20 protein-coding genes are annotated in these 18872 nt (G+C 67.5%); 12 read left to right on the top strand and 8 right to left on the bottom strand.

The features are described from left to right. Nucleotides 1-148: 148 nt before the first annotated feature. Entirely contained in the window at nt 149-922 is a 774-nt protein-coding gene (lepB, locus tag CJZ78_RS05545; protein ID WP_369802023.1) for a signal peptidase I, read from the top strand. Here the strand turns inward: lepB and CJZ78_RS05540 are convergent. Together CJZ78_RS05540 and CJZ78_RS05535 are read right to left on the bottom strand one after the other, a co-directional pair. Further along, nucleotides 861-2183 (bottom strand): dihydroorotase, encoded by a 1323-nt coding sequence (locus CJZ78_RS05540; protein WP_094559908.1) that lies wholly within the window; start codon nt 2181-2183, stop codon nt 861-863. The genes lepB and CJZ78_RS05540 overlap by 62 nt on opposite strands. Nucleotides 2184-2186: 3 nt before the next feature. Then, nucleotides 2187-3521: a histidine phosphatase family protein gene (locus CJZ78_RS05535; protein WP_094559907.1), complete on the bottom strand. Its 1335-nt coding sequence runs from the start codon at nt 3519-3521 to the stop codon at nt 2187-2189. A gap of 83 nt (nt 3522-3604) precedes the next feature. Here CJZ78_RS05535 and CJZ78_RS05530 point away from each other — a divergent pair, with 83 nt between their 5' ends. From CJZ78_RS05530 to CJZ78_RS05510, 5 genes are all read left to right on the top strand, one after another. Next, a complete protein-coding gene (locus tag CJZ78_RS05530) occupies nt 3605-5005 on the top strand; it encodes a CPBP family intramembrane glutamic endopeptidase (protein ID WP_233128525.1) in 1401 nt (466 codons plus the stop codon). Between the two features lie 66 nt (nt 5006-5071). Then, the gene (locus tag CJZ78_RS05525; RefSeq protein WP_233128524.1) at nt 5072-5545 is read left to right on the top strand and encodes a hypothetical protein; all 474 of its coding nucleotides are present in this window, start codon (nt 5072-5074) and stop codon (nt 5543-5545) included. A gap of 9 nt (nt 5546-5554) precedes the next feature. Beyond that, nucleotides 5555-7342: a penicillin-binding protein 2 gene (locus tag CJZ78_RS05520; RefSeq protein WP_233128523.1), complete on the top strand. Its 1788-nt coding sequence runs from the start codon at nt 5555-5557 to the stop codon at nt 7340-7342. A gap of 116 nt (nt 7343-7458) precedes the next feature. After that, nucleotides 7459-8628, top strand: coding sequence for a transaldolase (locus tag CJZ78_RS05515; RefSeq protein ID WP_094559975.1), 1170 nt, complete (start codon nt 7459-7461; stop codon nt 8626-8628). A 59-nt stretch (nt 8629-8687) separates the two neighbouring features. Then, the gene (locus CJZ78_RS05510) at nt 8688-9065 is read left to right on the top strand and encodes a Crp/Fnr family transcriptional regulator (RefSeq protein WP_094559904.1); all 378 of its coding nucleotides are present in this window, start codon (nt 8688-8690) and stop codon (nt 9063-9065) included. A 28-nt stretch (nt 9066-9093) separates the two neighbouring features. Here CJZ78_RS05510 and CJZ78_RS05505 read toward each other — a convergent pair whose 3' ends face one another. The 3 genes from CJZ78_RS05505 to pyrH are packed head-to-tail and all read right to left on the bottom strand — an operon-like array spanning nt 9094 to nt 11503. Further along, entirely contained in the window at nt 9094-10251 is a 1158-nt protein-coding gene (locus CJZ78_RS05505; protein ID WP_094559903.1) for an NAD(P)/FAD-dependent oxidoreductase, read from the bottom strand. After that, nucleotides 10248-10787 (bottom strand): ribosome recycling factor, encoded by a 540-nt coding sequence (gene frr / locus CJZ78_RS05500; protein WP_094559902.1) that lies wholly within the window; start codon nt 10785-10787, stop codon nt 10248-10250. The genes CJZ78_RS05505 and frr overlap by 4 nt, the downstream gene beginning before the upstream one ends. Nucleotides 10788-10795: 8 nt before the next feature. Further along, a complete protein-coding gene (gene pyrH / locus CJZ78_RS05495) occupies nt 10796-11503 on the bottom strand; it encodes a UMP kinase (RefSeq protein WP_094559901.1) in 708 nt (235 codons plus the stop codon). Between the two features lie 83 nt (nt 11504-11586). Here pyrH and CJZ78_RS05490 point away from each other — a divergent pair, with 83 nt between their 5' ends. Next, nucleotides 11587-11793 carry a hypothetical protein gene (locus CJZ78_RS05490; RefSeq protein ID WP_094559900.1) on the top strand — a complete coding sequence of 69 codons (207 nt, stop codon included), beginning with the start codon at nt 11587-11589 and terminating at the stop codon, nt 11791-11793. Between the two features lie 7 nt (nt 11794-11800). On the opposite strand, the gene cobO is transcribed toward CJZ78_RS05490, so the two are convergent. Continuing rightward, entirely contained in the window at nt 11801-12508 is a 708-nt protein-coding gene (gene cobO / locus CJZ78_RS05485) for a cob(I)yrinic acid a,c-diamide adenosyltransferase (RefSeq protein ID WP_094559899.1), read from the bottom strand. A 35-nt stretch (nt 12509-12543) separates the two neighbouring features. Beyond that, a complete protein-coding gene (locus tag CJZ78_RS05480; RefSeq protein WP_094559898.1) occupies nt 12544-13773 on the bottom strand; it encodes a site-specific integrase in 1230 nt (409 codons plus the stop codon). A 102-nt stretch (nt 13774-13875) separates the two neighbouring features. On the opposite strand from CJZ78_RS05480, the gene hemH reads away from it, so the two are divergent. The 5 genes from hemH (at nt 13876) to CJZ78_RS05455 (ending at nt 18250) form a co-directional block, all read left to right on the top strand. Continuing rightward, the gene (gene hemH, locus CJZ78_RS05475; RefSeq protein WP_094559897.1) at nt 13876-15051 is read left to right on the top strand and encodes a ferrochelatase; all 1176 of its coding nucleotides are present in this window, start codon (nt 13876-13878) and stop codon (nt 15049-15051) included. Between the two features lie 118 nt (nt 15052-15169). Next, nucleotides 15170-15679 (top strand): M23 family metallopeptidase, encoded by a 510-nt coding sequence (locus tag CJZ78_RS05470; protein ID WP_233128522.1) that lies wholly within the window; start codon nt 15170-15172, stop codon nt 15677-15679. A gap of 162 nt (nt 15680-15841) precedes the next feature. Then, nucleotides 15842-17614 (top strand): biosynthetic-type acetolactate synthase large subunit, encoded by a 1773-nt coding sequence (gene ilvB, locus CJZ78_RS05465; protein ID WP_233128537.1) that lies wholly within the window; start codon nt 15842-15844, stop codon nt 17612-17614. A gap of 35 nt (nt 17615-17649) precedes the next feature. Continuing rightward, nucleotides 17650-18021: a hypothetical protein gene (locus CJZ78_RS05460; RefSeq protein WP_369802022.1), complete on the top strand. Its 372-nt coding sequence runs from the start codon at nt 17650-17652 to the stop codon at nt 18019-18021. Then, complete coding sequence (locus tag CJZ78_RS05455) at nt 17993-18250, top strand: GIVxVP protein (protein ID WP_369802021.1); 258 nt, start codon at nt 17993-17995, stop codon at nt 18248-18250. Before CJZ78_RS05460 ends, CJZ78_RS05455 begins: the two co-directional genes overlap by 29 nt. Nucleotides 18251-18289: 39 nt before the next feature. Here CJZ78_RS05455 and CJZ78_RS05450 read toward each other — a convergent pair whose 3' ends face one another. Continuing rightward, nucleotides 18290-18673 carry a hypothetical protein gene (locus CJZ78_RS05450; RefSeq protein WP_094559893.1) on the bottom strand — a complete coding sequence of 128 codons (384 nt, stop codon included), beginning with the start codon at nt 18671-18673 and terminating at the stop codon, nt 18290-18292. Nucleotides 18674-18872 lie beyond the last annotated feature (199 nt).

Raw genomic sequence — 18872 nt, 5'->3', positions numbered from 1 at the left:
CGGGTGGTGGAGTGCCTAACCTGCCGAGTCTGGCCAGGGGACCCTGACTCCGCAGGGCCCGGGGGCCTTTGCGTCAACACAATGATGCGGCCGGGCCTGCTTGGGCTCTGCTTCCCCAGCGTCCTCCCGTTTCTGAAGGCCCCACCTGTTGAACAGCCCGTTGAACACTCCCGAAAGCCTGGATCAGCCCTCCCCGTCGCCGGCTGAGCCCCCCGCCGAGACTCCCGCTCAGGCCCTTGCGGAGACACCTGAAAGCCCCTGGGCCTTCTGGCGCAGTGTGGTGATCACCCTGGCCGTGGCGTTGGGCATTCGCCAGTTTCTGGTGGAGGCCCGCTACATCCCGTCGGGTTCGATGCTGCCAGGGTTGCAGCTGCAAGATCGCCTGCTGGTGGAAAAGCTCAGCTACCGCCAGCGCGCTCCCCGCCGCGGCGAGATCGTGGTGTTCCAGTCTCCCCACCATTTCGACCCGGTGCTCTCGGCTGGTGCCAGCCGCAACCCCTTGCGCTGCCTGGTGGTGAATCTGCCTCTGATCGGCAGTCTGCCCGGGGTGGCCAGCCCCGCCTGCGATGCCTACATCAAGCGGGTGGTGGCTTTGCCGGGCGAGCGGGTGATGGTGGATCCCAGGGGGCATGTGTTCATCAATGGCCAGCGGCTGCCCGAGCCCTACGTGCAGAACGACTGCCCGGTGGACAGCCAGGGGATGGGGCCCTGCCGCACCCTCAATGCGGTGGTCCCACCAGGCCATGTGCTCACCCTGGGTGACAACCGTGCCAACAGCTGGGACGGACGCTTCTGGCCAGGGGGCCCTTTCCTGCCCCAGGACGAAATCATTGGCCGTGCCTTTTGGCGCTTTTATCCCTTCAACCAGACAGGGGCGCTGGGGGTGACAGGCTCCAGTGATCAGCCGGCGTCAAGCCGGTAGCGCGCACCCCACCCTGGATGGTCCGGCCTCCCAGGGGTTGGTTGGCTGCGTGCGAGAGCGAATGGCTTGGTTCCCAGGCCCATTGCTGCTGCGGGTCGAACAGCAACCAGCGGCGCGACCCCACGCGGAGCTGTTCGGGCGGCAGCCCCAGCAGCGCGGACCCGCCCCAGCTCAGGGCCTGCCAGAGTTGCTCCACTGGCCAGCTGCGGCAGCCCACCAGCTCCTGCCAGAGCAGCGGCAGCACCAGTCCGCGGGGGGCGCCGTGGCCGGCCAGCCCAGGCCGCCGCTGGTCGAGGGGCAGCAGCTGCTCCTCCGCATCAAGCGGCAGGTGATGCACCGCCACGGCGGTGAGCACGCCATCGGCCAGGGCGGTGATCAGGGCGTGGCGATCGTCCGCTGTGCCCAGGGAGGGGTGCAGCCGCCAGCCCTCAGCGGTGGGATCCAGGTTGCTGCTGTCGGCCAGCAGGTGCCACCAGCTGACGCTGGCCAGGGGGCGGTGCTGGGCCGCCCGCAGCAACGCGACACCTGCGGCGGTGGAGAGGTTCATCAGCCGCAGGGCTGCCTCGGAACGGCTGGCGGCCAGGGTGAGCAGGCTCTGCAGAGGCAGGGTTTCGCTCAGCACCGGATCCGGCGGCCAGCCGGCCCGCAGGGCGTCGACGCCCTCGCGCACGAAGCCTCCACCGGTGAGGCTCCCATCCCTGGGTGCCACCAGCACGGGCCGCGGGCCCATCTCGCCGAGCAGCAACCCCCGCTCCAACAGGGCCAGGGGGGGCAGCTGGTCGTGGCAGGCCAGCCCGATGGCCCCTGCAGTGATCTGATCGGCGTGGGGGGCCAGCTCCTGATCGCCCCCCTCCAGGCTGAAGCTGCCCCAGCGCTCCAGGGCCAGCGGCTCCAGTCCGGGCGGGTTGAGGTTGAAGCTGAGGTTGAGGCGCTCGGGCCGGTCCCGCCAGGGGCTGGACCAGGGCAACAGGGCCACGGTGCCGTAGCCCCCCGCCGCTGCGGCGGCAGCCAGGCTGGTGAGGTTCTCAGCCCGCCCATCCCAGGGCTGCTCCAGCGCGCTGTGGGGATCCACCAGCATCGGCGCCAGCAGCCACCCCTGGGCAGCCGTGGGGGAAAGCCCGAGGGCTTCGGCCTGCTGCCCGGCCGGCTCTCCCCAGCTGAGCAGGGCACCGCTGGCATCGATCAGGGCATCGGCGCGGTGGAGGGGCTGGCCTGGCCCTGTGAGCAGTTGAACCTGCTGAAGCCAGAGGGGGCGCGTCAAATTTCAGAGCGCACCGGCGGCGGTGCGGTCCAACACGCCGCCTAGGTGTGGGGTGAGGTTCATGGCTGCCACCAGCGGGCGCCCGCCGGCTCCTTCGGGGTAGTCGATCACGGTGACGCCACCGTTGCCCTGCTTGATGGCCCAGATGTCGGCGGGCTGCAGGCCCAGCAGGCCGCAGAGAATGGTTTTGTTGACGGCGTCATGGGCCACCACTAAGGCGGTTTCGTCGTCGCTGAGGCTGGCGGCGATGCGGGCCCATGTGGCCAAGGAGCGGTCCCAGACCTGCTGCAGGGTTTCCCCCTCCGGCATCTGCACCGTCTGGGGCGCCCGCTTCCAGTCTGCGAGCAGCTGGGGCCAGCCCTCGGCGATCTCCCGCTCAAGCCGGCCTTCCCAGAGCCCGTGGCCGATTTCCACCAGGCCGGTGCTGCTGGTCAGGGGCACGCCAGGGTGGGAGGCCAGGATCGCTTCGGCGGTCTGACGGGGGCGGGCCATGCAGCTGGTGTAGGCCCGGTTGATCGTGACCGGCGCTAGGAAACGACCAGCTGCTTCGGCCTGGGAGCGCCCGGTGGCATTGAGGGGAATGTCGATCTGCCCCTGGAAGCGGCCTTCGCGATTCCAGTCGGTTTCGCCATGGCGCACCAGCAGCAGGCGCGGCCCTGGCCCCTTGGAGGGCAGGGGGTCGCCAAGGTGGGCCAGCCCGTTGAGGGATTCCACCTGCACTCCGCCGCCACTGAGGTTGAGCACTGATAGGGAGCAGTTGTCGACCCGCAGCCGGCGGAAGCCGGACAGGGGCAGATCCAGCAGCGCCAGCAGCAGGCAGCGCAGGATGGCGTTGTGGGCCACCACCAGCACCGTCTGGGGTGGACCCTGCTCGTCGGTGATTGCAGCCCCATGGCGCTCCAGCAGCTGCTCTCGGAATTGCTGGGCCTGGGCCATCAGCTCCTGCAGAGGCAGGTAGGTGTGGCCATCGGCCCGCTGCAGTTCGAGCCGTTCCGGTGCCAAACGCCACTGCCGCTCTAGCTCGGCGTGGTGCTCGCGCAGCTCCTGGCGCAACAGCCCGCTCCAGGGGGCCAGGTCAATTTCCAGCAACAGCGCATCGGACGTCGCCACCAGGCCCTGACCCTGCTCGGCCAGCAACAGCTGGGCGGTGTCGGCGGCCCGGCGCAGCGGCGAGGTGTAGGCCGCCGTGAAGGTCAGATCCCGCAGCGCGGCCCCTGTGGCACGGGCCTGGGACTGGCCGGTGTCGGTGAGGGTGGAGAGATCGTCGCGGCCCTGGATGCGGTGCTCCACATTGAAGCTGCTCTGCCCATGGCGCACCAACACAATCCGAAGGGGCACGGGCTTGACGCTGCTCTCCGCCCATCGTATGGGAGGGGGTGTGGGCAGAATCGCTCCACTCGTAAGCCCCGGAGGGCCTGCGCTTGAACGCCAGCCCCCCCCCGCAACCCCGTCCGAGCGCAGGGTGGACTGCTGGCCTGGCCCTGCTCAGCCTGGTGCTCAGTGGCTTGCTCTGGCTCAATGGCCTGGTGGACAGCCTGCAGCGCCCATCGGTGGGCAATGCCCTGGAGCTGCGCCAGCGGGAGCTGACGGCCCTGGCGGCCCCCGCCCTGCCCGCCAACTTGCGCCCGCTGCTGGCCGGGGATCAGCCGCTCCAGGCCTTGCAAAAGGAACTCCTGCAGCAGGTCAACGACGCCCCCCTGCCCCCTGCCCCCGAGCAGCAGCTGCAACTGGCTCTGCTGCAGGGTCAGACGGGGCAGCAGCAGGCGGGCCGGCAACGGCTGCTGGATCTGCAACAGCAGGTGCCTCCAGAGCAGCGGCCCCTACTGGCGGCCCTGCTCGCCCCGCCTGCGAACCGTGCCCCTGGGCCGGCGGAGGGGCTGTGGGCGGGCTGGCACCCCTCGCCCCTCACCCGTGCCTTGGCCTGCCAGGCCCTGGGCGGTAGTGTCGACGCCTGCAGCGATCAGCCGGCCCAGCGGGCGGCGGTGCTGCGCCTGTTGGGCACGGGGGTGGTGCCGGTGCTGTTGTTGCTGCTGGGCATCGGCCTGCTGCTGCGCGAGCTCTGGCTGCGCTGGCGCGGCAAGGCCCAGGCCCGGGCGCCCCTGCAGGGGCCACCCCTGACCCTGGCGGAGGCAACGCTGCTGATCGCCGGTGGCTTTGTGGTGGTGGGTGAGTTGTTGGTGCCGCTGCTGCTGGCTCCCCTGCTGCAGGGCGGACTCGGGCCGCTGGCCGCCCAGCCCGCCCTGCAGCAGGGGGTGTTGGTGCTGGGCCTGTACCTCGGTTTGATGGCGGTCCCGCTGGCACTGCTCTGGGGCCAGTTGCGGTCCCACGGTCCGCGGCCCCTAGGAGGCTGGCTGCAGTGGCACTGGCGACCACTGGGCGGCACCCTGCGCCGTGCTCTTGTCCAGGTGCTGATGGTGCTGCCCCTGGTGGCCCTGACGGGCTGGCTTCAGGAGCGGTTGGTTGGCGATCCTGGCGGCAGCAATCCCCTGCTCGAGCTGGTGCTGACCAGCGCCAACCCCCTGGCCCTGCTGTGTTTTGCCTTCACGGCCCTGGTGCTGGCACCACTGTTTGAGGAAACCCTGTTCCGCGGCGTGCTGCTGCCGGTGCTGGCCCAGCGCTGGGGCGGCCTCTGGGCCGTGCTGATCAGTGCCCTGGTGTTCAGCGTTGCCCACCTCAGCATCGGCGAATTGCCGCCCCTGTTTGTGCTCGGCTTGGGCCTGGGCTGGCTACGGCTCCAGAGCGGCAGGCTGGGGGCGAGTGTGTTGATGCACAGCCTGTGGAATGGCCTCACTTTTGCCAATTTGCTCTTGCTGGCAGGTTGAAGGCTCCAGTCCCCTTGCTGGTTCGCATCAGGGGTGGTTCAATCGCGCAGTGCTCGGGCCGTCCCTTTGGTTGCCTCCCTCTCGCCCCGGCAGGCTCCCGAAAGTCGTCTGATGGCGGGGAAACACGCCAGCCGACGGGCTCAGCGGCGCACCCTTCAGCTGATTCAGGGCTCCCTCTCGGGCCGCAGGTTGGAGCGCCGAGCTCCCTGGATCAGCAACCTCCACCGCGCCACCGACGGCACCCTGGCGGGCCTCGGCATCTGCATGCTCGCCCTCAGCGCCCTGACCCTGCACTGGCAGAACCGCTGGGGTGTGAGCTACCAGCAACTGGAGGCCTCCCAGGTGTTGGAGCACAAGCTGCAGGAATCGTCGGCGCTGCTGGAACAGCACCACCTGGGCGCGGTGAAGCGCCCGGGCTGGCTGGTGCCGACCAGCAGTGAAAAACTGGTGTACCTCCCGCCCCCTAAGTCCGCTTCCCTCTCCGTCGGTTTGCCCCTGTTGAGCAGCATTCAGTTGCGTCAGATCCGCTCGGGTTACTGATTCATGTCGATGACGTCCAGTCGTCGCCGCGGTCCCAGCCGCAGTCGCAGCAGTTCTCCCCAGCGGGTCGTGGCGATCCAGCCGGTGCCCACCGGTCGTTTGCTGGCGGTTTACGGGCTGTTGTGCGCGGGCCTGGTGGGGCTGGCCGTACGGCTGGCCTGGTTGCAGGTGGTCGATGCGACCAACCTCCAGAACCGCGCCCACGCCATCCAGACCCAAACCACCAAGCCGATCGGCAAGCGACGCACGATCGTTGATCGCAATGGGCGCCTGGTGGCCCTTGATGAACAGCGCTTCACCCTCTGGGCCCATCCCCGTTATTTTAATTTCCCGGGCGACGACCCCCAGAAGATCCGCAGCGTCGATGAGGTGGCCAGCAAGGTGGCGGCGGTGTTGGCCCTGCCGAAAGCCGGGCTTCTGCAAACGATGGCGGGCCGCCGCAGTGGCATCAAGCTGCGCACAGACCTGGATCCGGAGACGGCTGAGCGGGTGCGGCAGCTGGGAATCAGTGGCCTGGATCTCGAGGCCTACCCCCACCGCATCTATCCCCAGGGCCCCCTGTTTGCCAACGTCGTCGGCTTCCTCAACCTGGAGCGCGTGCCCCAGGCCGGCCTGGAGCAAAGCCGCGATGGCGACCTCAAGCGCCAGGAAACGGCCCTGCAGATGCGCCGCGGCGCCGACGGCACCCCACTGCCCGCTGGCCTGACAGCCGGCTCTCTCTACGGCGACGACCTGCGCCTGCAGCTCACCCTCGATGCCCGGCTGCAGCAGGTGGCCCAGCAGGCCCTGGTCAAGCAGGTCAAGAAATGGAATGCCAAGCGCGGTGCGGCCCTGGTGATGGACGTGCGCAACGGCGAAATGCTGGCGCTGGCTTCCACCCCCACCTACGACCCCAACGCCTTCTGGAAGTTCAACCCCGGTCTGTTCCGCGAGTGGTCGGTGCAGGACCTCTACGAACCGGGCTCCACCTTCAAGCCGATCAACCTGGCCCTGGCCCTGCAGGAAAAGGCGATCCAGGCCAATGGTCGGGTGGCCGACACCGGTCAGCTGACGATCGGGGGCTGGCCGATCTTCAACCACGACAAGCGGGCCAATGGCCTGATTGATTTCCCCACCGTGCTGCAGGTGTCGAGCAACGTGGCGATGGTGAAGGCGATGGCTCAGGTGAAGCGGGACCGCTTCTGGCAGTGGCTGCGCACCTTCGGGATTGATGAAAGGCCCGACACCGACCTGCCGGGGGCGGTGGCCGGGGAACTCAAGCCCCGCAATGCCTTTACCAGCCAGGCGATTGAGCCGGCCGTGGCTGCCTTTGGCCAGGGCTTCTCCTTGACGCCGCTGAAGCTGCTGCAGCTGCACGCCATGTTGGCCAATGGGGGCCGGCTGGTGAGCCCGCACATCACCCGAGGTCTGCGCTCAGGAGATGCACTGGCCAGCGCTCCGGGTGGGAGCGGGATGCCGTTGCTCGATCCCGCCGTCACCCGCACGGTGATGGGCTGGATGGAGTCGGTGGTGGAGAACAGCAGTGGCTTGGGCATCAAGATTCCCGGTTACCGGATCGGCGGCAAGACGGGCACCGCCCAGAAAGCGGAGCGGGGTGTGTACATCCCGGGGGCTCTGATCACCAGCTTTGTCGGGCACCTGCCCATCGACGACCCGCGCTACGTCGTGCTGGTGGTGGTGGATGAACCGAAGGGCGGCAACATCTACGGCTCCACGGTGGCGGCCCCGGTCGCCCGCCAGATCATCGACGCCCTGCTGGTGCTGGAGCGGATTCCGCCCTCGCGCCCCAAGGCCTGACGGCTCGTGTTGCCGTTCCCTCAAGGATCGGTCTGCCGTCTGGGTGAATCCGTCCACACTGGCTAGCGTGATGGCACCCAGGGCTGATGCCCAGCCAGCTCGACCCGTCCCTGCCCATGGCCAACCTGCTCGATCAACTCGCTGCCATGACCGTGGTGGTGTCCGACACCGGCGATATTGATGCGATCAAGCAGTTCACCCCCCGCGACGCCACCACCAACCCGTCGCTGATCCTGGCCGCAGCCCAGATTCCCACCTACCAAAACCTGATCGACCGCTCCCTGCAGGAGTCGCGCCAGGTGATGGGGGCCGATGCCGGCGCCGACGCGGTGGTACTGGAAGCCCTCGATGAAATCTGCGTCACCTTCGGCAAGGAGATCCTCAAGATCGTGCCCGGCCGCGTGTCCACAGAAGTGGACGCCCGCCTCAGCTACGACACCGAAGCCACCATCGCCAAGGCCCGCAAACTGATCGGCCTGTACAACCAGGCGGGCATCAGCAACGACCGGGTGCTGATCAAGGTGGCGTCCACCTGGGAGGGCATTCGTGCCGCCCAGCAACTGGAGCAGGAGGGCATCCACTGCAACCTGACCCTGTTGTTCGGTTTTGCCCAGGCGGTGGCTTGCGCCGAGGCCGGCGTCACCCTGATCTCCCCCTTCGTGGGACGCATCCTCGATTGGTACAAGAAGAGCACCGGCCGCGACGTCTACCCCGGCCCAGAAGATCCCGGTGTGATCTCCGTGAGCCAGATCTTCAACTACTTCAAAACCTACGGCTACAAAACCGAGGTGATGGGAGCCAGCTTCCGCAACATTGAGGAGATCATCGAGCTGGCGGGCTGTGATCTGCTCACCATCTCGCCGGCGCTGCTCGATCAGTTGCGCCACACCGAAGGGGAACTGGAGCGCAAACTCAACGCCTTTGATCCGGCTCCCACCGAAGCCCAAATCCATCTCGATGAAGCCCACTTCCGCCAGATGCTGGCGGCCGATCCGATGGCCACCGAGAAGTTGGATGAGGGGATCCGCGGCTTCTGCAAGGCGATCGAAGCCCTGGAGGCCCAGCTGGCCCATCGCCTGGCCGAGCTGGAGGGTGGTGCCGCGTTCAGCCATGCCGTGCACGAGATCTTCCTGCTCAATGATCTCGATGGCGATGGCTGCATCACCCGCGAGGAGTGGCTGGGCAGTGATGCGGTGTTCGATGCTCTCGACACCGATAAAGATGGCCGGCTCGCCCCGGACGACATCAAGGGTGGATTGGGAGCGGCCTTGGTTGGTGCTGGCTAGAGCCAGCCTTAACCGGCGTGGGGCACACTGGCCCCATCTCCGTCCGTAGCCGTCGCACCGTGAACGCCCTCGACACCATGCGCGCCCTGGCCAGCAACGGTGAGGTGGTCACTGTGGAGCCTGGGGAGCTGATTTTTGCCTCGGGGGAATCGGGCGATTGCATGTTCGGCCTGCTGGAGGGCTCGGTGCAGTTGAGCTGGAACGGCGACCAGGGCCATGAGCAGATCAATGCAGGCGATGTGTTCGGTGCCGGTGCTCTGGTGACGAGCGATCACCGCCGCTACGGCAATGCCCGGGCTTTAACCCCCTGCCGGTTGCTGGTGATGAACCGCGAAAAGTTTCTGTTTGCTGTGCAGGAGTCGCCGATGTTTGCGATCGAACTGCTGGGCTCGATCGATCAGCGCCTGCGGCAACTCAAGGATTGCACCAAGATCTGAGGCTTGCACCAAGATCTGAAGCCCGCCTTCAGGAGCGCTGGAACAGCAAGCGGCGGATCACCCGTTGGGCGATGTCGCCATAGCCCATCTCGCCGGAAAGGATCTGGGCAATGCGCTGCGGTGCGGTGGGGCGCTTGATGCCCAGCTGGTAGCCCACCCGCGGCACCCGGTAGAACACCTGGGCGATGCGTTTGCCCCAGGCCATCGACTCGCCCCATTCGGCCCGCATGCGGCGCGTGTAGCCGGCCAGGGCCGAGGGCTCACCGGCCAACCAGGCTGCGATCGCCTCAGCGGCCCGGCAGCCGCTGATCAGGGCGGGACGCAGACCTTCGGCCAGGAAGGGATCGCACAGCGAGGCGGCATCGCCTACCACCACCAGCCCGGTGTTCTCCCCCTGGCCATGGAGCGGGTGGTGGCCATCCCAGATGCGCAGCTGGCCCGCACGGCGCTCGCCGGCATCGGCGGGCAGGCCCAGGCTGGGCAGTAATTGGCTCAGCACCGCATCGGCATCGGCGGGATCGCGGCCGATGAAGGTGCCCACGCCGATGCTGTAGCCCCCCTGGCGGGGGAAGGACCAGCAGAAGCCATGGCGCACCAAACCGAATTCAAAGCGGGCGGTGCTGGGCTCGCTCACGGCACATTCCACCTCCACCGACACCGTGTCGGCAAAGCGCGGTCGGGCTGGCCCCAGGCCATGGCGGGCCGCCAACTGCGATCCCGAGCCGTCGGCGATCACCACCGCCCGCGCCTGGAGCGATAGGGCTGCGCCGGTTGGCCCGATCGCCTGCAGCTGCCAGTGATCCCCTGATCGCTGCAGGCTCTGCACCGCCACGCCCGGCTGGAAGTCCACCCCAGCTGCCGTGGCCTGCTCCACCAGGTAGGAATCGAGCACGGAACGCCGCACGATCCAGAAGGGGGCATCGCCGGGCAACACGGCCGTCACGGGGTCGCCCAGGCACCAGGTGAAACGCACCTGGTCGATCACCGCATCCACGGCCGGGCCCAGGTCAAAGGGGAACAGCGCCTGCATCGAGGCCGCCATGCCGCCCCCACAGGGCTTGGGGCGTGGGAAGGCGGCGCGATCCAAGAGGACCACCTTCTGACCCTGCTGCGCCAGGTGGAAGGCCGCTGCGCCACCAGCAGCGCCGGCCCCCACCACCACCACGTCAGCTGGCGTGGCGTTCACACCTTGAGGATGTCGGCTTCCTTCTCGGCCAGGTGCTTCTCGAGCTCGGCGATGAACTTATCGGTGAGCTTCTGCACCTTGTCCTGATCATCGCGGCTCTGATCTTCTGAGAGCTCGCCGTCCTTCTCCTGCTTTTTCACCTTGTCGATGGCATCGCGGCGCACGTTGCGCAGGGCCACCTTGCCCTCTTCGGCATACTTCGCGGCCAGCTTGCAGAGCTCCTTGCGGCGATCTTCGGTGAGGGGCGGGATGTTGATCCGGATTACCTTGCCGTCGTTGTTGCAGGTCAGGCCCAGATCACTCATGGAGATGGCCTTCTCAATCAGTCCCATCGAGCCGGTATCGAACGGCTGGATCTGAATCGTTTGGGAATCGGGGGTGGACAGGGTGGCCAGAGACTTCAGCGGCGTCTCAGCGCCGTAGTACTCCACACTGATTTTGTCGAGCAGGGAGGGGTTGGCCCGGCCCGTGCGGATGGTGTTGAAGGTGCGCTGGGTCGCTTCGAGCGACTTGCGCATGCTGGCTTCCAAATCCATGGCGGGGGTCAGGGGTGAATGCGGGTGCCGATCGGCTCGCCGGCCACGGCGCGGCCGATGTTGCCGGCGCCGAACAGATCAAACACCACAATGGGAATGGCGTTGTCCTTGCAGAGGGAAATGGCCGTGCCGTCCATCACCTCGAGCTCGGAGCTGAGCACCTCCAGGAACGAGAGGCTCTCGTAGCGCACAGCATCGGTGTGCTTGTTGGGGTCTTTGTTGTAGACGCCATCCACCTTGGTGGCCTTGAACACCACATCGGCGCCGATCTCAGCGGCCCGCAGGGCTGCGGTGGTATCGGTGGTGAAGAAGGGGTTGCCGGTGCCGGCGGCAAAGATCACCACCCTGCCCTTTTCCATGTGGCGGATCGCCTTGCGGCGGATGTAGGGCTCGGCTACCTCCTGCATCGAGATGGCGCTCTGCACCCGGGTGGGCACGCCAGCCCGCTCGAGGCCGTCCTGCAGGGTGATGGCGTTCATCACGGTGGCGAGCATGCCGACGTAGTCGGCGGTGGCCCGGTCCATACCGGCGGCCGATCCTTTCAGGCCGCGGAAGATGTTGCCACCACCCACCACGATCGCCAGTTGGGTGCCACCGGCCACGCAGGCGGCCACATCGGAGGCAATGGACTGCACGATCGCCGGATCGATGCCATAGCCCTGCTCCCCCATCAGCGCTTCGCCGCTGAGTTTGAGCAGCACGCGCTTGTAACCCATCGACCCCACTGATTTGCCGCACCGTAGCAACGCCCTTGCGTCCTGCCCGCCCAACCGCTTCAGTGCCACAAAGCGTGAGCGCCATGGGCCACCTTCCCCTCGGCCAGCCCCAGCCTTACCGCCAGCCGCGATCCTGTGGCGTGATGGCGCGCCTCACCCTTTCGGCCCTGGATCGGGCCAGCGCCGACCCGGCGATCTGGCGCGAACCCGATGTGCACCGGGCCGTGTTGATCAGCGGCCTCACCGTGCTGGTGAGTGCCCTGGCCCAGCTCCAGGACGACCTGGGCTGAGCCGTGCCTAAAACTCAATCCCTCGCTGAGCTTTCACGCCCTGCTCCCGGAAGGGATGGCGCAGCAATTTCATTTCCGTCACCAGATCGGCCCGCTCCACCAGGGCCGGGGGGGCACCGCGGCCGGTGAGGGCCACGTGGGTGAGCTCGGGGCGCAGGGTCAGGCCCTCCAGCACCTGTTCCACCGCCAGGTAGCCCAGCTTGAGGGCGACATTCACCTCATCGAGCACCACCAGCTTGCGGTTGGCGTCGGCGAGGTAGCTGAGCGATCTCTCCCAGGCGGCCTGGACCAACACACGATCCCGCTCCCGGTCCTGGGTTTCCCAGGTGAAGCCCTCGCCCAGGGCGTGCCAGGCCAGCGCGTCGCCAAACAACTCCAGGGCCTTGGCTTCGCCGGGCTGCCAGCCGCCCTTGATGAACTGCACCACCGCCACCGCGTCGCCGTGGCCCAGGGTGCGCAGCACCAGCCCTAGGGCTGCGGTGGTCTTGCCTTTGCCATCGCCGGTGAACACCAGCACCAGCCCCTTCTCCAGGTTGCGCTCACCCACTCGCTGCTGCTGCACCTCCTTGCGCCGTGCCATGCGGCGGCGGTAGCCATCGGCATCCGCTTCTGGCGCCAGAGCGCCGCCGGGGCCGAGTTCCTCTGCCACCGCATCGAGGGCCGACCCTGGCGCAGTGGCGTCGGGCTGGGGTGCGGTGGGATCGGGTTGGCTCACGGCAGGGCAACGGCAAGGCAGCCACTCTGGCGGGCTTAGGCCACCGACTGCCGGCGCGCCAGGGCCGCATCCACCGCCTGCTGCTGGTCGCGGCGGGTGATCCAGTGGTGATAGGTGCGGGTGTGAATGGCCACGGAGTGACCCATCATCCGGGCTGCCACGGTGTCGGGCAGGCCGATGTGGATGGTGCGCACCGCCCAGGCATGGCGCAGGTCGTAGGGGGTGATCGGCAGGTCGTAGCGGCGAAATTGTTCCGCCACCCGCCGGCCCACCTGCTGCAGGGTGGTGCGGCGTAGGTCGGTGGCCACTGGGGGCAAAGGTGGGGCGGTGCTCCCCAGTTGCTCCAGGCCGAAGTGTTCCACCCACTCCGGCTGGAACGGCCACACCTGGTGCTCCCCGGTTTTGGAGGTGGGCAGCACCCGGATCACCCGGTCGCCGCCGGGGGCCAGGGCCGAGAGGTCGCAGAAAAAAATCTCGTGGTTGCGTAGGCCATAGGTGGCCATCAACGCGTAGGCCAGCCGCCAGCTGGGGTTGGGGATCTGTTCGGCCAGGGCGAGGATCTGCGGATCGCCGGGCAGCCTGCGGAACTGGGCCGCATGCAGGCCGTAGCCCGCCGCCCGTTCGGCCCAGTCCTCGGGCAAGGGCTGGCCCAGGTGGCGGGCCAGGGCCGCCAGGGCGGTGCCGCACTGCTGGCGACTGCGGCTGGTTGGGGCATAGCTCTCCAGAACCGTCTCCAGCAAAGGCAGGACCAGGGGCCAGTTCCGTTCCGCCGCCACCGCCGCCAGGCGCCGCAGGTAGGGACGGTAGGCGCTGATCCAGGTGGTGCGGCAGCCGGCGGGGTTGCGGCGGCGGCGGGGGTCGGCAAAGAAGGCCGCCTCGAAGCTCTCCAGCCCGAGGGGATCGCCGCAGCCCTTCACCACCGGCCTCGTCACCCGCTCGGTCACAGGGCTTCCTGGGGTCGGTTCCGGCAGCGCCCGGGCCCACACCGACCAGTCGAAACGGCCCTGCTGGAGCTGACGCAGCACCTCCTTGAGGCGCTCCTTGGCCTGATCCAACCCCGCTGCGTCGGCGGGCAGCCCCAGGCTGATGCGCTGCACGGGGTGCCGACCCGTCCCATGGCGGCAGGGCAGCGGCCCCCGCAGCCCCAGCCGTTGGCCGCGCAGCTCTAGACGTAGCGAAAGCCCCGCCCGCGCCAGGGCGCTGTTTTCCTGCGCCAGCTGGGCATGCAGGCTCGCCAGATCGGGCACCGCAGCTCCGCTTGCCATGGCCCTTGCACAGGTCTCGACGTTATCGATCCGACGCCGAAGCCGCTAGGGGTGTAGCGGCAGCGTTACGCTCGGCCTTCCTGAGCCGCACGGAACGAGGGCATGGCCAAGGTTGGCGTGCTGCTGCTGAACCTCGGCGGGCCCGAGCGTATTCAGGACGTCGGTCCGTTTCTCTACAACCTGTTTTCCGATCCGGAGATCATCCGGCTGCCGAATCCTGCTCTCCAGAAGCCCCTGGCCTGGTTGATCAGCAGTCTGCGGGCCGGCAAATCCCAGGAGGCCTACCGCTCGATCGGCGGTGGCTCGCCCCTGCGGCGCATCACCGAACAGCAGGCCCGGGAGCTCCAGAGTGAATTGCGCTCCAGGGGCATCGAGGCCACCAGCTACGTGGCCATGCGCTATTGGCACCCCTTCACCGAATCGGCGGTGGGCGACATCAAGGCCGACGGAGTGGATGAGGTGGTGGTGCTGCCCCTCTATCCCCACTTTTCGATCAGCACCAGCGGCTCGAGTTTCCGGGAGCTGCAGCGGCTGCGTCAGGCCGATACAGGCTTTTCGCGCCTGCCGATCCGCTGCATCCGCAGTTACTACGACGACCCCGGCTACATCGGCGCTATGGCCGGCCTGATTGCCCGCGAGATCCAGGCCTGCCCCGAGCCGGCCCAGGCCCATGTGTTCTTCAGTGCCCATGGGGTGCCCAAGAGCTACGTGGAGGAGGCTGGCGACCCCTACCAGCAAGAGATCGAAGCCTGCGCGCGCCTGATCATGGAGCGGCTCGAGCGCGATCTGGGCCACGCCAATCCGTTCACCCTGGCCTACCAGAGCCGGGTGGGTCCGGTGGAGTGGCTCAAGCCCTACACCGACGACGCCCTGCAGGAGCTGGGGGCCGCCGGTGTGACCGATCTGGTGGTGGTGCCGATCAGTTTCGTCAGTGAGCACATCGAAACGCTCGAAGAAATCGACATCGAATACCGGGAAATCGCCACCGAGGCGGGCATCATCAATTTCAGGCGCGTCCCGGCCTTGGACACGACCCCAGCTTTCATTCACGGCCTGGCCGATCTCGTGCAGCACGCCCTGGAGGGCCCCGAGGTCAACCTGGATCAGGCCGCCGAGTTGCCCACCAAGGTGAAGCTCTATCCCCAGGACAAGTGGGCCTGGGGCTGGAACAACAGCTCCGAAGTGTGGAACGGTCGCTTGGCGATGGTGGGCTTTTCCGCTTTCCTGCTGGAACTGATCAGCGGACGGGGCCCCCTGCATGCGCTCGGCCTGCTTTAAGCACCGCCCCCTGACGAAACGTTTCAAAGGCCCTTTCAGACGTTGTTTGACACGCTGCTCAACAGGGTTTTGCAGGGGTGAAAGAACCGCTGCCTGGCCCGGTCTGATCTGTGCGGCTGTGGCTGTCACGGTTCAGCTGGCTTGCGGTACGGCCCTCGCGCAAGCCCATTGGCAGATGGGGGTGTTTCCGGTTGCCAACTTCCTGGCCTACACCAGCCACTTCGGCACCCGCACGGGGCCCTGGGGCCGGGTGGAGCCCCACTACGGCCTCGATATCGCCGCCCCGATGGGCTCGCCGATCCGCAACTGGTGGGCCGGGGTGGTGCAGGACGTGATCCACGACGGAGCCTGTGGCATCGGCCTGGTGATCCGCTCGGGGGACTACGAGCACATTTATTGCCATCTCGCCGGCCACGTGGCCGGCGGCACCTATCGCAGCGGCCCCGTCGCCCTGCGCCAGGGGCAACGGCTGCGCACCGGTCAGTTGATCGGCCATGTGGGCATGAGTGGTCGCACCACCGGCCCCCATCTGCACTGGGGCATGCGTCACGGCGGGCGCTGGCTCGATCCCGCCCAGATTCTGCGGGCCATGGCGGCAGGCCGCGTCAAAAGCCGCGCCGGCACCTAGGGTTGCCGTAGTTCGTGAACCAGCCTCAGTGGTTGGCCTGCTGCAGCCGTGACGCTGACGCCCCTCACTCCTGCGGCCCAGTCCGCCCCTGCTGTTTCCAATGGCGACAGCTCCACCGTTGCGGCCAACCCTCCGCAACGCGTTAGTGGCGGCTACGCCCTGATGGATGCGCTGCATCGCCATGGGGTGGAGCACATCTTCGGCTACCCCGGCGGCGCGATCCTGCCGATTTACGACGAGCTGCACAAGGCCGAGGCCCGTGGCTGGCTCAAGCACATCCTGGTGCGCCATGAGCAGGGCGGCACCCATGCCGCCGATGCCTATGCACGCGCCACCGGCAAGGTGGGTGTGTGCTTCGGCACCTCCGGCCCCGGCGCCACCAACCTGGTTACCGGCATCGCCACCGCGCAGATGGACTCGGTGCCCATGGTGGTGATCACCGGGCAGGTCCCCCGGGCCTCCATCGGCACGGATGCGTTCCAGGAAACCGACATCTTCGGCATCACCCTGCCGATCGTGAAGCACTCCTGGGTGGTGCGCGACCCGGCTGGTATCGGCCGAATCGTGGCCGAGGCCTTCCTGATCGCCGCCAGCGGCCGCCCCGGCCCGGTGCTGATCGATGTGCCTAAGGACGTGGGCCTTGAGGAATTCGACTACACCCCGGTGGCCCCTGGTACGGCCATCCCCGCCGGTTTCAAGCTGCCCCCCAGCCCCGATCCGGCGGCGATCGCCGCGGCCCTGACGCTGATTCGTCAGGCTCGCCGTCCCCTGCTGTATGTGGGAGGTGGCGCTATCAGCAGCGGTGCCCATGGTGCCGTCAAGCAACTGGCTGAGCGCTTCCGGTTGCCCGTCACCACCACCTTGATGGGCAAGGGGGCCTTCGATGAGAAGCATCCCCTGGCGGTGGGCATGCTGGGCATGCATGGCACCGCCTACGCCAATTTCGCGGTCACCGAGTGCGATCTTTTGATCGCCACCGGCGCTCGCTTCGACGATCGGGTCACCGGCCGGCTCGATGGCTTCGCGCCCCGGGCCCAGGTGATTCACATCGACATCGATGCGGCTGAAATGGGCAAGACCCGCCTGCCGGATGTGGCGCTGGTTGCCGATGTGCAGGCCGCGCTGGAGGCTCTACTGGCGGCGTCTGCCGGGGAGAGCAGCGAAGGCCGCACCGAAGCTTGGTTGCAGCGGATCGACAGCTGGAAGCAGCACTACCCCCTGGTGGTGCCCGCTCCCGAGGGCGACATCGCCCCCCAGGAGGTGGTGGTGGCCCTGCGCGAGCTGGCGCCCGATGCCTTCTACACCACGGATGTGGGTCAGCATCAGATGTGGGCGGCCCAGTTTCTCCACAACGGTCCCCGCCGCTGGATCAGCTCGGCGGGCCTAGGCACCATGGGCTTCGGCATGCCTGCCGCCATGGGTGTGCAAACGGCCTTCCCCCACGAGCAGGTGATCTGCGTGGCTGGCGACGCCAGCATCCTGATGAACATCCAGGAGTTGGGCACCCTCAGCCAGTACAACCTGCTGGTGAAGGTGGTGGTGCTCAACAACGGCTGGCAGGGCATGGTGCGTCAGTGGCAGGAAAGCTTCTACGGCGAGCGCTATTCTGCCTCCGAGATGACCGGTGGCATGCCCAACTTCGCGGCCCTGGCGGAATCCTTCGGGGTGCGGGGCGTGCTGATCGACGATCGGGCCAGCCTGCGCCAGCAGCTCCAGGCGGCCCTCGACCATCCGGGCCCGGTGTTCATTGACGTCAAGGTGCGCCGCAACGAAAACTGCTACCCGATGGTGCCCCCCGGCGCCAGCAACGCCCAGATGGTGGGCTTGCCCAGCCATCCCGAGCTGGCCATCGACACCACCCGCCACTGCCATGCCTGTGGCAGCACCACCGAAAGCGCCCATCTGTTCTGCCCCAACTGCGGCGCCAAGCTTTGAGGTGGCTTGCGGCACTGATCGCGGCCCTCGTCCTGTTGTTCTGGCCTGGTGCGGCGCTGGCGGCTGAGATGCTGCAGGTACGGGGCGCCACCCTGTTGCAACTGGGTGATCAGAACCGCAGCTACACCGTCCAGTTGGCTTGCATCGTGGTGCCCGAGGCCCAGCAGAGCGAGGCGGTGGATTGGCTGCGTCAGGCCGCCCCCCGCCGCACTCGGGTCAATCTGCGGCCCATGGGCCAGAACCAGGGGGTTCTGCTGGCCCGGGTGCAGACCCTCTCGGCTCCCCAATACCGATCAGGCAGCGCTTCCGGCAGCACGGATCTGGCCAGCGGTTTGGTTGCCGCCGGCCTGGCTCAGGTTGCCGCTGACGCCGATCCCAGTGGGGATTGTGCCAATCTCGGCGCCTGATCCTGTTGCTTGGGCTGATTCCGTGAGTTTGAACCGCACTGCGAAAGGCATTGTGCTGGTGCCTTCCCTGCTGCTGGGCGGAGCCTTCCTGGCGGCCGGCGTATGGAGCGACGGACCCGCAGCCAGCAACAAGATGTTGGCCCTGAGCCTCGGGGGGGTGTTGATGGCCGCCGGCTTGCTGGCCCAATTGTTGCCCGACAGCCAGCCGGAAGAGTCAGATCCCGATTGAAGAGGCCCCCCACCGGTTAGCCCCCCAGCCGCGGCCTTCCTACTTCTTTTGCTGCTGCTTGGCCTGGGCCGAGAACTGGGCGATCACGTCATCGACGAATTTCTTGTCGGCGGTGGTGATCTTCGGGTAGCAGCCTTGCTTCACGCGGCCCACGATCTGCACGATGGTGCCGTTGATGATCTGGGAGGCCTCCAGCTTGCCTGCACCGGCGATCTGGCCGCCGTGGGTGGCGGTGACCACGTAGGTGATCGCCTTGGCGTTGGAGATCACAGCGTTCTGCACGGGCACCTTCTGCTCGACTGCCAGTTCGCAGACGTTGACGGCGGCGGCCAGAGCCATGTCGTTCATCGTCTCCAGGCTGGCGGGCTTGGCGGCCGCCGCGGCAGGGGCTGACGACTGGGCCAGGCCGGGCGCTCCGAGCAACGCCGTTGCTCCCGCTACAGCCGTGACGCCAGCGAAAGCCGTGGCGCTAAGGGCGGAAGCAGTGAACCGGGCCAGGGAAAAACGAGACACAGAAACCGTCGGACGGGTAAACAGCATCCTTCCACTGTGGCATCCGTGTCGGGCCCGTGATAGGGGAGCTGCGCTTGGGTGGCCGCCTTCACAGTTGGCCCCAGGCCCG

The sequence above is a fragment of the Synechococcus sp. 8F6 genome, from assembly GCF_002252665.1.
In the GTDB taxonomy this organism is placed as follows: Bacteria; Cyanobacteriota; Cyanobacteriia; order PCC-6307; family Cyanobiaceae; genus Cyanobium_A.
Note: the sequence above shows the minus strand (reverse complement) of the source record. Positions and strands in the feature narration are given on the sequence as shown.